We start from the raw sequence: 13,320 nt of genomic DNA on the forward strand, positions 1-13,320 counted from the left end.
CCTGCATGTATCTCAAGGAACTGATGCTGCGCGGCTTCAAATCGTTCGCGTCGGCGACCACGTTGCGTTTCGAGCCCGGCATCACGGCCGTCGTGGGCCCCAACGGCTCCGGCAAATCGAACATCGTCGACGCGCTCACCTGGGTGATGGGCGAGCAGGGCGCGAAGAACCTGCGCGGCACCTCGATGGAGGACGTGATTTTCGCCGGCACGTCGTCGCGTCCGCCGCTCGGCCGCGCGCAGGTGTCGCTCACCATCGACAACACCGATCACGCGCTCGACATCGACTATACGGAAGTCACGATCTCACGCACGATCTTCCGCAACGGCGGCTCCGAATACGCGATCAACGGGTCGCCTTGCCGCCTGCTCGACATCCAGGAGCTCCTGAGCGACACCGGCCTCGGCCAGCAGATGCACGTGATTGTCGGGCAGGGCCGGCTCGACCAGATCCTCAAAGCCGACCCGAGCGGCCATCGTGCGTTCATCGAAGAGGCCGCCGGCATCCTCAAACACCGCAAACGTAAGGAACGCGCGCTGCGCAAGCTCGCGAACACCGAAACCAACCTGTCGCGCCTCGACGACCTGCTCGGCGAAATCCACCGCCAGCTTGGTCCGCTCGGCCGGCAGGCGCGCGTCTCCCGCCGTGCCGACGGCATCCAGGTGACCCTGCGCGACGCCATGTCGCGTCTGTACGCCGACGACGCGCAACGCGCGATGGCCCGACGCGACGCCGTGCGCGCCGACCTGACCCGGGTGCGCGGCGAACTGAACGCGATGCGCCATGATCTGGCGCGCGTCAAGATCCGCATCGAGCAGGTCGAGGCGATGGCGTCCGCCTCGTCGCCGGCCATCGCGCAGGCCAACCAGCAGTGGCACGAGCTGTCGCGCATCGAGGAACGGCTGCGCTCGCTCGCCTCCGTGGCCGAGGAACGCGCACGCTCGCTGGAAGGGCAGATGACGGCCGTGCCCGGCGAGGATCCGGACCTGCTCAACCGGCGCGCCGACGAACTCGCCGCGCAGACGGAACGGCAGCGGCAGACGGCGCAGGACGCGCGGCTCGCGTTCGACAAGGCCACCGAAACGCGTGCCGACCACGAACAGCGGCTCGCATCGGTGCGCCAGACCCTGATCGAACTGCGCCGCATGACGCAGCGGCGCGAGGCGAAGATCACGAACCTGCGCGAGATGATCGCACGCGAGGAGGCGGCCGTGCAACTCGCGGCCACCCGTTCCAAGGACTTCGCCGCGCAGCGTGACCAGCTCGAACGGCAGCATGGCGAGGCCGTCGCGCAACGCGATGCCTTGGAACGCGCGCGTGACACCGATGACGCGGACGACGGCACGGATGCTCTGGACGAGGCGCGTCGTGCGTTGGCGACCGCGCAGGACGCGCTCAACGACCTGCAGGACCGGCAGCGTGAACTCAACGGCCGGATCATCTCGCTCAAGGCCAAGGCCGACGCCCTGCACGACACGTTGGACAGCCGCACCGCGTCCGGTGCGCTTGAACGGGACCCCGACGTGCGCTCGCTCGGCCGACTCACCGACTTCATCCGTGTGGCCGATGGCTGGGAGGACGCCGTGGCCCATGCGCTCGACGCGTTCGCCGGGGCGATCGTGGTGCCGGACCGGGCGAATGTGCTGCGCGCGCTCGAGCTCGCCCGCGAAGGACGACTGGGCAGGGCCGTGGTGCTGACGCCGGTGACGGAGGACGATGGCATCGTTCGCGATATCCGATCCGGTGCAACGGATGACACGGCGGATGACACGATCGACGATGCGGCCGGCATATGCGCGGCGGCGCTGGTGACGGCGAACCCGGACGCCGAGGATGCCGCCCAGGCCATGGCCGTGGCGCGTGCGGTGCGGCTGCTACTGTCCGACACCGTCGCGGTGGAGACCCTGGACGATGCTGCGGCGGCCATGGCGGCGACGTCGCATCGGTTCACGCGGGCCGTCACCCGTGTCGGCGACCTTGTCAACACGGTGGGCGGCGTGGGCGGCTCGTCCTCGTCGCACAGCGACCTGTCCCTCGTCGCGCGCCGCGACAAGGCGCTCGCACAGGCCGCCGATCTGCAGGCGCAGGTCGATGCGTTGGACGTGCAGGTCGAACAGGCACGTGCCGAACGCGACCGTGCGCGGCTCGCCGTCGACCATGCGGCCGCCATGCGCACTGAGACGCGGCTCAAGGCGCAGCAGGCCGCCGCACAGCTTGCCGCCGTCACCGAACGCATCGCCCACCTCGAACGGCAGATGCGCGGGTTGAACGACAAGCGCGCCGCATCGGACGACACCCGCGCCGCGAAGCAGCTCACCGTCGACGATCTCAACCGTGCGCTCGCGGCCGCGCAATCCGGCGGTGACGGCGACGCCGACGGCGATGAACTGGCCGACCGCGAACGGTCGCTCGACATCGCGCTCAACACCGCCCGCGAACAGGAAATGACCGCGAAACTGGCATGGACCGAAGCCGACCGCAAGGCCGAATCCCTGGCCCGCCAGACCGGTCTGCTGCGCGATCAGGCCAACGAGGCCGCCGCACGTCGCGTCCGCATCGCCGAAACGAACGAACGCCGTCGCCAGCGGATCGACCGCATCCGTCGCATCGCCGCCGACGCACAGGCCGTCGCCGCACTGGCGAACCGCGCCGTCACCGAAGTGACCGCGCAACGCGACGCGCTGCAGCAGGCCGCCTCCGGTCACGACGAGGAACTGAAAACCCTGCGCACGCGCCGCGACGAACTCGAACCACAGGTCGCCGATCTGGCCGCCCGGGAACACGCGCTCGACGTGGACCGGGAACGGCTCGCCGCCGAATACGGGCAGATCACGCAGAAGATCGCCGACGGACTCGGCCGTGACGTGGACGAGCTCATCCGCGAATACGGGCCGGATCAGCCGGTGCCGGTGCTGGACGACGACGGGCGACCGGTGCCGCTGGACGAGGACGACGGTCGCGACGATGATGATCGTAGCGACGCCAGCGACGACGACAGTGACGGCACGGCGTCCGGTGACAGCGACACGGAGCCGCCACGCTACCGCACCGTGCCGTACGTGCGCAAGGAGCAGGAGCAGCGACTCGAGAAGGCCCGGCGTGACCTCGCGGCGCTCGGCAAGGTCAATCCGCTCGCGGCCGAGGAATACGACGCCCTGCAAGCGCGCAACCAGTACCTGCACGACCAGCGCGACGACGTCGCCAAATCCCGCGACGACCTCATGCAGCTCATCCGCGACCTCGACGCGACCATGGTCGATGTGTTCCGCGGCGCGTTCGACGACACGGCCGCGGCGTTCGAGCAGGTGTTCGCCACGCTGTTCCCGGGCGGTACCGGGCGGCTGCGGCTGGAGAACCCGGACGACCTGCTTACCACGGGCGTGATCGTCGAGGCGAGTCCGGCCGGCAAACGCGTCAAACAGCTCAGCCTGTTGTCCGGCGGCGAACGGTCGCTCACCGCGCTGGCACTGCTGTTCGCGATCTTCACCGCACGGCCGAGCCCGTTCTACGTGATGGATGAGGTGGAGGCGGCGCTTGACGACGTGAACCTCACGCGGCTCATCAACGCGCTCGAGCAGCTGCGCGAGCATGCGCAGCTCATCGTCATCACGCACCAGCAGCGTACGATGTCGATCGCCGACGCGTTGTACGGCGTGACGATGCGCGCCGACGGCGTGACCGCCGTGGTGTCCCAGCGGCTGGAACGGGGATAGGGGTTGGTAAGCGGAATAGTTGGCTGGCCGGATTGCTCCCCTCAGTCGCCTGCGGCGACAGCTCCCCTCACGGAGGGGAGCCGATGTGCGTGACGTGTGACTTGGCTCCCCTCTCCGAGGGGAGCTGTCAGCGAAGCTGACTGAGGGGAGCAGCCCGGCCAGCCCCACCACGCATACAACAATCCCCCTGCACCACATCGGCACAGGGGGATCGGGAACCGGACGCGTTACCGGGTCACTTGGTCATATCGCGGTAGATCGGGCTGTTCTGCCAGTTGAACTCGAAGTTCTTCAGGTCCTTGCTGGCGACGCCGTTCGCGTTGGTGTAGTACAGCGGCACGGACGGCAGGTCGTTGAGCAGGATCTCCTCGGCGGCCTGGTAGTCCTTGATGGCCGCGTCGGTCGACGACTCCGCGTTGCCCTTGGCCAGCAGCTGGTCGAACTCCGGGTTCTTGTAGTCGCCGGTGTTCGCGCCGTTGCCGTCGGCCGCGGAGGTCGCGTACAGCGAGGTCAGGTAGTTCTCGATCGACGGATAGTCCGGCGACCAGCCCATGCGGTGCGGCTTGTGCAGCGTACGGCCGTCGGTCACCTCGCTCAGCTCGGCGCTCGTGGCGAACACCTGCGTGGCCGCGTCGATGCCCAGCGTGTTCTTGATCGAGTTGATGACCGCGTCATACACGCTCTTCATGCCGCCGTCGGAGTTGTACGCGATCTCGAACGTGCCGCTCCACGGGGAGATCTTGTTGGCCTCGGCCCACAGTTCCTTCGCCTTGTCCGGGTTGTAGGCGAGGTTCTCGACACCCTTGAGCGAGTCGGAGTGGCCGTTGATGGCCGGCGCGGCGAAGTCGGTGGCCGGCGTGCACAGGCCGGACATGATCTTCTCGCAGATCTGCTCGCGGTTGATGGCCATGGAGATGGCCTGGCGGCGCAGCTGGCCCTCCTTGCCGGGCTCGAAGTGCTTATAGTCCTGCGTGATCACGAACATGGTGATCGACGAGCCGGCCTTGTTGTAGACCTGCACGTTCTTCGCGGTCTTCAGGCTGCCGGCCACGGTCGCGGGCACGGCGTCCATCACGTCGAGGTTGCCGGAGAGCACGTCGGCGTACGCGGACTGCGGGCTGGTGTACAGCATGAAGTTCACGCCGGCGTTCTTCGCGGGGAAGTTGCCCTGATAGTCGGGGTTCTTCACCACGTCGATCTCCTTGTTGTGCTCCCACTTGGTGAGCTTGTAGGCGCCGTTGCCGACCGGCTTCTCGCCGAACGCCTTCGGGTCCTTGTAGAACGATTCCGGCAGCGGGGCGAACGCAATGTAGCCGAGCTTGATCGGGAAGTTCGAGTTCGGGGCGTTGAGATCCACGGTGAACGTGTGCTCGTCGACGACCTTGAGACCCTCGAGCTGCGCGTCCGAGGCGACGCCCTTCTCCTGCAGCTTGTCGTAGCCCTTGATGTCGGAGAAGAAGTTCGCGTTGATCTGCGCGTTCGTCGCGTTCGCCGCGTAGCTCCACGCCTTGGTGAACGATTCGGCGGTGACCGGCGTGCCGTCGGTGAACTTCCAGCCGTCCTTGATGGTGATGGTGAACTGAGTCGCGTCGTCGTTCGACTTGATCTCCTTGGCGACCTCGTTGACCGGCTTGCCGTTCGCGTCGAAGGCGACGAGCTGCGAGAAGATCAGATCGAGGACCTTGCCGCCGGTGGTCGCGTTCGTGTTGCCGGGCAGCAGCGCCGTGGCCGGCTCCGAGTTCATCGCGGTGATGACGCCGCCATCGGCCGAGGCCGAGTCGTTCTTCGTGGTCTGCGATCCGCAGGCCGCCATCGAGAACGTCATCGCGATGGCGGCCGCCGCCGCGGCCAGCACCTTGGAGAGATTGCTGTGCATGGTGCTCCTTTCTCCTTCAGACCATGTCATGCTCAAGGCATACTCCCTTAACAATTCATGAATATTACGGAACAACAACGTGGGCGGCGGCCGATCGTCCACGACATGAGTCATGCATGATCGGCCGCCGCCCACATCAGCCGGCATGGCCGGCCCGGAAACGTCGCCCGCGAAGCTACTTGCGCAGCGAACGGCGCACCTGCTGCAGCGCGCACAGCGACGCGTAGAACGCCTTCTTGATCGGCACGTCGCGACCCGGCGCCACCGGCGTGACCTCCTCGGTGAACTTCGTCTTGAACTCGTTGAGCCCCTTGAGCGACGGCGCGAAATCGGAGCCGATGCCCATGAGATCGTATTCGGCGATGCCGCGCGCGCCCAGCATGCAACATTCCTGATACAGCAGCTTGTCGGTCACATGCAGGCGCATCACTTCGGAGCGCATGCCCGCGTAGTAGCGCACCGCATGCGCGCCGTTCACCGTCACGATCGACCACGCCACCACGCGGCCGTCGATGCGGGCGGCGAACACGCGGCAATGATCCTCGCCGAGCGCGCCGATCATGTCCTCGTAGTCGCTCATCGGCGCCGGCGTGAACCCGTCGCGTTCGCCCGTCTCGACCATCACGTCGTAGTATTCGGCGAAATCGGCCAGCGCCTGCGTCGTCTCGTCCGCGCACTCGGCCGGGCATTCGCGCAGCGCTTTGCGCACGTCGCGGCGTCCGCGGCGCTTCATGCGTGTCAGGATCGCGTCGTCGCCGCCGGTCACGTCGATCACCACGGTCTGGTCGTACGGCACCGTCGACAGCACCGGCTTCGTGCCGTCCGCGTACCACAGATCGATGCGCAGGAACGCGACTTTGCCGTCCTTCGCATGCACGGCCTTGGTCAGCGCCTCCACGGCCTCGCGCTCCTCGGCCTCGTCGGGCTTCGCGACCCACGTCGGACCGTGCAGCGAACGCAGGTAGTGGTAGCCGTGCGTCTCGAAGTCGATGAGCGAGATGAACGCCACGGTCTCGCCGTCGCGTTGGATCAGATACGCGCCCCACGGCGTGCGGCCGGGGATGTCGGCCTGGTACGTGGCCCAGATCGCGGTCTGTTCGATCGGCAGCGTGACGCCGCGCTCGGCGGCGGCCTGCTCGAGTTCCGCTGGGGTGACTGCTTGCAGCGTGATCAATGAAAACACTCCTAATCTGTCTGTTTCGATCTCTGTCTATCTGCGTTCGTAGATCACTTGGCGTCGGGGCGCGCGTCGCCCGTCGTGACGCCGAACATGCGCTCGACGATGCGGTCGTCGCCTTCGAACGGCACGTGCTTGTTATGCTCCTTGATCCAGCGTTCGTCGCCCTTGCCGATGATGAGGATGATATTGAACCGGTCGGCGTGAGCGCGCGCGTCGTAGATCGCGTTCGTGACCGCGGTCGGACGATCGGAGATCACCGTGGAGGCCATGCCCGGCACGGTGATATAGGACTGCATCTCCATGCAGATGTCGATGAACGGTTCGGTGTCGGTGTCCTCGGCCGTGAAGATGAAGTTGTGAATGCGGTGTTCGGCCGCCTCGACGATCTCCTTGCGCCGGTCGTACGCCTTGTTGCCGGCCGAGCCGGTGACCAGCGTGATGCGCGGGTTCTGCGCGCCGTAACGTTCGTCGACGAAGTCGAGCAGCGCGGTCACCGACGCGTAGTTGTGCGCGTAGTCGACGATCGCGATCGTGTTCGACTGCGGGTCGCGGAACTGCTCCATGCGGCCGGCGATGCGCACCGGCTCCATCGCGTGCAGGGCCTCGGCCGCGTCCGCCGGCACGCCGGCGGCATGCGCGATCGCGACGGCGGCCGCCGCGTTGAGATAGTTGAAGTCGCCGTCGAGCGCCAGCCGGTATTCGCCCAGATCGACGCCGTCGAGCGCGATGTGGTACGCGCTGTGCGCGGCATCGATCGGCCATGCGGCCGCCTCGGCGGGCGTGCCGGAGTCCTTGCCGTCGTTGTGCAGCGCGAACGCATGCGCGGCGATGCCGTGCGCGGCCGCGTCCTGCCGGACCAGATCGGCGTGGTCCATGTCCGCGCCGTACACGAGCGTGCGCGCGTTCGCGACGATCTGCCGCTTGCAGTACAGGTAGTCCTCGAACGACGGATGCTCGATCGGGCTGATGTGGTCGGGGGAGATGTTGAGGAACGCGCCCACGTCGAACGTCAGGCCGTACACGCGGTCGACCTTGTACGCCTGCGAGGACACCTCCATGACGAGATAGCGCATGCCGTTGTCGACCGCGGTGCGCATCATGCGGAACGCGTCGAGGTTCTCCGGCGTGGTCAGATCGGATTCGACGTACGTGTGGCCGTCGAGGCAGTTATCGACCGAGGAGAACAGCGCGCATCTGCCGTCGGAGTATGCGTTGAGCACGGCCTGCGTGAAGTACGACGTGGTGGTCTTGCCCTTCGTGCCGGTGATGCCGATCACGGTCAGCTCGTCCTGCGGGCGGCCGAAGAACTCGGCGGCCAGCAGGCTCATCGCCTTGCGCGCGTCGTTGACGATCAGGCCCGGCGCATGCGTCGCCGACGAGAAGTCGGCCTCCGCCACGTACGCGGCGAGTCCGCGTTCGTCGATGCCGTTCAGATACTCCGCCTTGAACCGGCCCTTGCAGCACAGCAGCGAGCCGGCGGCCACCGTACGCGTGTCGTACGTGATGTCGGCGAACGGACGGTCGGAACCGTCGACCTGCGTCGCGTCCAGCGTCCACAGGTCGCCCGCGATGATCTCGCGCAGCAGATGATGCTCGGTGAGCAGCCGGGCGGCCGATTGCAACGTCAAAGACATGTGATTCTCCCTTGTGTCGTATCAACTGGACATTCTACCGTGCGGCATGTGCACGTTCGGTGGCGGCCGACGGTGTGTCCGTGCGCGCCGTGCGGGGCCTCGACGCGCCCGCCGCTACAATGGGGAGACGTGACAGACGAGCAGCAGAACGAGACGATGGCGGCACGGCGCGAACGGTTCGAACGGCTCGCCATGCCCGCCGTCGACGCGTTGTACCGGCAGGCCATGAAGCTCACCAACAACGCCGACGACGCGCAGGACCTCGTGCAGGACACGTTCGAACGCGGGTTCAAGGCGTTCGACTCCTTCGAGGAAGGGTCGAACTTCGAGGCGTGGATGACCACCATCGAACGCAACGCCTACTTCAACCAGTACGCGAAGGCCAAGCGCCGCCCGCAACGCGCCAACGACTCCACCGGCGAATACGACGACTGGGACATCTACTCGGCGTCCGAGCATTCATCGGAAGGGCTTAAATCCGCCGAACAGGAATATCTCGATACGTTCGCCCCCGAGGAGATCGTCGCCGCGCTCGACCGGCTGTCGCCCGAACGGCGGCAGGTGTTCATCGATACGGTGATCGACGGCAAGACCTACCAGCAGGTGGCCGACGAGCAGGGCGTGAAGATCGGCACGGTGATGAGCCGACTCAACCGTGCGCGCACGCAGCTCAAGCGCGAGCTGGCGTCGTATGCGCGCGAACGCGGGTACGGTAAGGCGACGGCGGGCGCCGGCGTGTCCGGGCCGGCGAATGCGTCCGGTTCACTGTCCGCGAAGCACGGCGCGGGCGGCGATAATGGAGACGGGAAGACGATGACGGCGCGGAAGGAGCGGGCATGAACGGGCAGATCGAACGGCATATCTCGGTGACCCGCCAAACCGCCGACGGCACGGTGATCCGCGCGGACGTGCACGTGAGCGCCGTGCATCCCGATCCCGCCACGCGGCCCGGCGTGCAGCCGGATGCCTTGGCCGGTGTCGGTGCCGGATGTGCCGATGATGCCGTTGTCGGCGTTGATGGCGCGGCCGGCTCCGGCGACTGTTTCGACCCGGACACCTGCTGCGATGCGCGCGAGCGGGCGCTCATCATGGCGATGCGCGCCTACCTGCGGCCGGACGTGGCGCCGGAATGCCTGATGCGCCGGCTGCGCGAGACGCTCGATCACTGCTGCTGCGACGATGCCGACGAGTGAACCTCCGTTCGTGGGTGCGCTTCGTGATCTTCCGGCCTCCAATGTAATGCTCTGGGCTCTTTAGCTCTGTAACTCTTTATCTTTAACTCCTTACTCTTTGACGGACATACAGCCGATTGCGGCATGCAAATCGGCTGTATGTCCGTTAAAGATGGGACGAATAGGGAAGAAGAATGGGCAGAGAGGCAAGATATTCGGCGGAATGATGTTCGTCGGACGCTTCGCCGGATTCGGCATTCTGCACCCTTCTCAACGGACATACAGCCAATTTGCCTACCTAAATCGGCTGTATGTCCGTTGAGAAGTAAAGGAACGGAAACGACGACATCCGATCAATGCGAAAAGCCCCTGCGACCGGGTGTGGTGCAGGGGCTTCTCTGGCGTTGTTCACGCAGCCTGAATCAGGCTTGGATCAGGCGTTGGGGCGCTTGCCGTGGTTGGCGGCCTTCTTACGACGATCCTTACGCTTGCGTCCGCGCATGCCCATGATGGACTCCTTTACTGAACGATTTAATAAGCCTACGGGATTATCGCACATCCCGCAGACGTTCGCAACTCTCCGTATCGTTCGGCCGTATCGTCCGATCAGTGCTGCTCGGCCTTGATGAACAGCGTGGTCGTGCTCGTCTCGCCCGGCTTGATCACGATCAGCTCGTTGCCGGTGTTGAACGCGTTCGCGTACGCGGTCTGCGGCTCGACGGCAGCGCCGGCCGGATGCTGCCACGCCGGGAAACCGGTGCCGGTGCACACCTGGAACGAGGTGATCGTCTCGTCGCCGCCGACCTTGATCTGCAGGCCGTCGGGGCGGGTGAACGTCGCGGTCGTAGTGCCGTCGGCGTCGTGATGCACGTTCGTCCATGCGTCGTCGAACGGCTGGCCGGTCAGCAGCGGGTTGTCGCGCAGATCATACTTCGTGCCGTCCACCGGCTCGGTGCCGGTCGGGATGAGGTTCTCGTCCACGGTCACGTGCGTGTCGGCCGGCACCGTCAGATGGCACTGCGCGTTGTGGCCGTCGATCTCGTCGCCGTAGCCGTTGAAGCCGTTGTCGAGCCACGGGTGGATCGCCAGGGCCCACGGCGCGTCCTCGCCGCCGTTGTTGTACGCGCTCACGGTGATGTGCAGACCGTCGGCGTCCAGCTCGTGCTTGGCGGTGACGATCACGTCGAACGGGTAGCCGTTGAGGTGCGGCACGCGCCACGACTGCGTGACGGACGTCTCGGTCAGCTCTTCGAGCTTCCAGTAGGAGCGGTAGCCGTAGCCGTGGATGGCGGTGTTGCGGTCATGCTCGTCGATCGGCAGCGTGTACGTCTTGCCCTCGAACGTGTAGGTGCCGGCCTCGATGCGGTTCGGGAACGGGACGAGCAGCTGGCCGTGGCAGCAGGTGACCGGATCGTCCGGGCCGAGCGGGACGATCACGTTCTTACCCTGATAGGTCACCTTGCGCATCGTCGCGCCCAGCTCGGTGATCACGGCTGCGTAGTCGCCGTAGTGGATGGAATACTGCTGGCCGGTGCGCGGCGGGAATTGCTTCGTCATATGCATCACTCCATAGTGAGGATTCGTGTGTCCGGTAACGGATGTTACCGCTAACAATCCAGTTTACCGCGTATGTGGTACGACGTGACCGCAGCGCGGCACATGGAATCGTCACTCAGTGCGCGCAATCGGGAAGTCGGCGCGCGCTCAGTGACAATTCGGATGCGTCAAACATCACTCGGTGCGCGCATGTCTCGTGATCGCGCGCACCGAGTGATGGTTATGACAAGGGTCGCGCCGGGCGGACCGGATATCGACGGGGAACGGGTATGGTATGGACGGAATACGACGACGAAAGGCGAATGTGATGGCGAAACGAATCGTGTTGGCTGACCCGCGCGGTTTCTGCGCGGGCGTGGATCGCGCGATCCTGACCGTGCAGACGATCCTCAAGGCGGCCGGCGCGCCCCGCGAGGACGGACTGCCGCCCGTGTACGTGCGCCGTCAGATCGTGCACAACCGGCATGTCGTCGAGGATCTCGCCTCGGCCGGCGCGGTGTTCGTGCAGGAGCTTGCCGAGATTCCGGACGCGGCCGCGGCCGCCGGCATCCCGATCGTGTTCTCCGCGCACGGCGTGTCGCCGTCCGTCAAGGCCGAGGCCGCCGCGCGCGGCATGCACGTCGTCGACGCGACCTGCCCACTGGTGAGCAAGGTGCACCGCGAGGTGCTGCGTTTCGTCAAGGAAGGCTACGAGATCATCTACATCGGGCACAAGGGGCATGACGAGGCGGTCGGCGTGGTGGGGGAGAGTCCTGAGCACGTGCACCTGATCGAACACGCCGGCGACGTGGAAACGCTTGATTTCACGCCCGATACGAAACTGGTGCTGCTGAGCCAGACCACGCTCAGCATCGACGAGACGGCCGGCACCATTACCGCGCTCAAGGCGCGCTTCCCGTGGATCAAGGAACCGCCGAGCTCCGACATCTGCTACGCCACGTCGAACCGGCAGGCCGCCGTCAAGTTGGTTGCCGAGCAGTCGGACTGCGTGGTGATCGTCGGTTCGGCGAATTCGTCCAATTCGGTGCGGCTTATGGAAGTGGCGCAGGACGCGCTCGCCGGACGCGGCGTCGCGCATCGCGTCGACGATGCGGGGGAGATGGATCCGGCGTGGTTCGATGGCGTCGAGGCGGTCGGCATCTCGTCCGGCGCGTCCGTGCCCGACGAACTTGTGGCCGGGGTGATCGAGGCGCTGCGGTCGCGCGGGTTCACCGAGGTCACGTCCGTCGAAACCATCAAGGAGAACATGCACTTCGTGCTGCCGGCGGAAATCCGCCGGCAGCCTTCGCGTGCGCAATAGCGCGCACGCTCACTTCGCCTATGGGAAGCACACCGTGCTTCCCATTTGACGGCTCAGTCGGCCGAACTTCGTGGCCGGCAACCTGCGCGCGCATAGCGCTCATCATCCGTGGCGTGGCGGTTTTCGCTCGCCAAGCATGCGCTTGGCGAGCGAAAACCGCCACGCCACGGATCGAGGAGTGAGGCACCGACGTGCTCCTCGCGGTCGGCCGCCGCCACCGAGGTCACCACGTGCCGATGGGGGCGGCGGTGGCGTTGAGGACCTTGAGCAGGTCCTCGGGCGCGATGCCGATCGAGAAGCCGCGCTTGCCGCCCGACAGTAGGATGCGGTCGTACAGCAGCGCCGACTCGTCCAGCACGGTCTGGTGGTGCACCTTCTGGCCGAGCGGCGAGATGCCGCCGACCACATACCCCGATTCTCGCATGGCGACCTTCGGATCGGCCATCACGGCCTTCTTCGCGCCGACCGCCGCGGCCAGCGCCTTCAAGTCCATGTGCCCGCTCACTGGCACCACGCCCACCACGCGCTCCGAGCCGGTGTCGGCCATCAGCGTCTTGAACACCTGATGCTCGTCGAAGCCGAGCTTGGTGGCCGCCTCCACGCCGTAGCCGTCGTCCATATGGTCGTTGGAATGCTCGTATTCGTACGTTTCGAACGGCACGCCCGCCTGCTCCAGTTGCACGGTCGCAGGCGTTGAGCCCTTGCCCTTCTCGTTCTTGGATTTCTTGCTCATGCGCCCCATCATAGAGGTGTTGGGATACAGCGGATACGCGATGGTGGGTAGCGATCGTGTGGCTCCCCTCAGTCAGTTGCGCTGACAGCTCCCCTCGGAGAGGAAGCCATGAGAAGTTAGTCTATGAAACGCGAAGGCCCCTGTTCCGCATGCAT

Annotated in this window: 10 protein-coding genes; 4 read left to right on the forward strand and 6 right to left on the reverse strand. The window is 66.0% G+C overall.

Going from position 1 to position 13,320, the window contains the following annotated elements; all coding sequences use genetic code 11:
• Positions 1-5 precede the first annotated feature (5 nt).
• The gene (smc, locus tag DSM100688_RS00990) at positions 6-3,713 is read left to right on the forward strand and encodes a chromosome segregation protein SMC (protein WP_152357311.1); all 3,708 of its coding nucleotides are present in this window, start codon (positions 6-8) and stop codon (positions 3,711-3,713) included.
• Between the two features lie 235 nt (positions 3,714-3,948).
• On the opposite strand, the gene DSM100688_RS00995 is transcribed toward smc, so the two are convergent.
• From DSM100688_RS00995 to DSM100688_RS01005, 3 genes are all read right to left on the reverse strand, one after another.
• The gene (locus tag DSM100688_RS00995; protein WP_152357312.1) at positions 3,949-5,589 is read right to left on the reverse strand and encodes a peptide ABC transporter substrate-binding protein; all 1,641 of its coding nucleotides are present in this window, start codon (positions 5,587-5,589) and stop codon (positions 3,949-3,951) included.
• A gap of 175 nt (positions 5,590-5,764) precedes the next feature.
• Positions 5,765-6,763 (reverse strand): lipid II:glycine glycyltransferase FemX, encoded by a 999-nt coding sequence (locus DSM100688_RS01000; RefSeq protein WP_152357313.1) that lies wholly within the window; start codon positions 6,761-6,763, stop codon positions 5,765-5,767.
• 53 nt (positions 6,764-6,816) lie between these two features.
• Entirely contained in the window at positions 6,817-8,403 is a 1,587-nt protein-coding gene (locus DSM100688_RS01005; protein ID WP_152357314.1) for a UDP-N-acetylmuramoyl-L-alanyl-D-glutamate--2,6-diaminopimelate ligase, read from the reverse strand.
• Between the two features lie 156 nt (positions 8,404-8,559).
• Between DSM100688_RS01005 and DSM100688_RS01010 the strand changes: the two genes are divergently transcribed.
• Positions 8,560-9,243 carry a sigma-70 family RNA polymerase sigma factor gene (locus tag DSM100688_RS01010; RefSeq protein WP_239519294.1) on the forward strand — a complete coding sequence of 228 codons (684 nt, stop codon included), beginning with the start codon at positions 8,560-8,562 and terminating at the stop codon, positions 9,241-9,243.
• Positions 9,240-9,596, forward strand: coding sequence for a hypothetical protein (locus DSM100688_RS01015; RefSeq protein ID WP_152357315.1), 357 nt, complete (start codon positions 9,240-9,242; stop codon positions 9,594-9,596). The genes DSM100688_RS01010 and DSM100688_RS01015 overlap by 4 nt, the downstream gene beginning before the upstream one ends.
• 412 nt (positions 9,597-10,008) lie before the next feature.
• Here DSM100688_RS01015 and DSM100688_RS12295 read toward each other — a convergent pair whose 3' ends face one another.
• On the reverse strand, positions 10,009-10,083 hold the full coding sequence (locus DSM100688_RS12295) for a 50S ribosomal protein bL37 (protein WP_003817083.1): 75 nt from the start codon (positions 10,081-10,083) through the stop codon (positions 10,009-10,011).
• Between the two features lie 98 nt (positions 10,084-10,181).
• A complete protein-coding gene (locus DSM100688_RS01020) occupies positions 10,182-11,132 on the reverse strand; it encodes an aldose 1-epimerase family protein (protein ID WP_152357316.1) in 951 nt (316 codons plus the stop codon).
• Positions 11,133-11,406: 274 nt separating this feature from the next.
• Between DSM100688_RS01020 and DSM100688_RS01025 the strand changes: the two genes are divergently transcribed.
• Positions 11,407-12,432 (forward strand): 4-hydroxy-3-methylbut-2-enyl diphosphate reductase, encoded by a 1,026-nt coding sequence (locus tag DSM100688_RS01025; RefSeq protein ID WP_275575898.1) that lies wholly within the window; start codon positions 11,407-11,409, stop codon positions 12,430-12,432.
• Positions 12,433-12,655: 223 nt separating this feature from the next.
• On the opposite strand, the gene ybaK is transcribed toward DSM100688_RS01025, so the two are convergent.
• Positions 12,656-13,165, reverse strand: coding sequence for a Cys-tRNA(Pro) deacylase (ybaK, locus tag DSM100688_RS01030; protein WP_152357318.1), 510 nt, complete (start codon positions 13,163-13,165; stop codon positions 12,656-12,658).
• Positions 13,166-13,320: the final 155 nt, after the last annotated feature.

The organism is Bifidobacterium ramosum (assembly GCF_009299505.1).
Taxonomy (GTDB): Bacteria; Actinomycetota; Actinomycetes; order Actinomycetales; family Bifidobacteriaceae; genus Bifidobacterium; species Bifidobacterium ramosum.

Excerpts from the sequence above, each read along its gene's own strand:
- DSM100688_RS01010 (WP_239519294.1), top strand. The coding sequence starts at position 8,560 with ATGGCGGCACGGCGCGAACGGTTCGAACGGCTCGCCATGCCCGCCGTC.
- DSM100688_RS01005 (WP_152357314.1), bottom strand. The coding sequence starts at position 8,403 with ATGTCTTTGACGTTGCAATCGGCCGCCCGGCTGCTCACCGAGCATCAT.
- ybaK (WP_152357318.1), bottom strand. The coding sequence starts at position 13,165 with ATGAGCAAGAAATCCAAGAACGAGAAGGGCAAGGGCTCAACGCCTGCG.
- DSM100688_RS00995 (WP_152357312.1), bottom strand. The coding sequence starts at position 5,589 with ATGCACAGCAATCTCTCCAAGGTGCTGGCCGCGGCGGCGGCCGCCATC.
- DSM100688_RS01020 (WP_152357316.1), bottom strand. The coding sequence starts at position 11,132 with ATGACGAAGCAATTCCCGCCGCGCACCGGCCAGCAGTATTCCATCCAC.
- DSM100688_RS01015 (WP_152357315.1), top strand. The coding sequence starts at position 9,240 with ATGAACGGGCAGATCGAACGGCATATCTCGGTGACCCGCCAAACCGCC.
- DSM100688_RS01025 (WP_275575898.1), top strand. The coding sequence starts at position 11,407 with ATGGACGGAATACGACGACGAAAGGCGAATGTGATGGCGAAACGAATC.
- smc (WP_152357311.1), top strand. The coding sequence starts at position 6 with ATGTATCTCAAGGAACTGATGCTGCGCGGCTTCAAATCGTTCGCGTCG.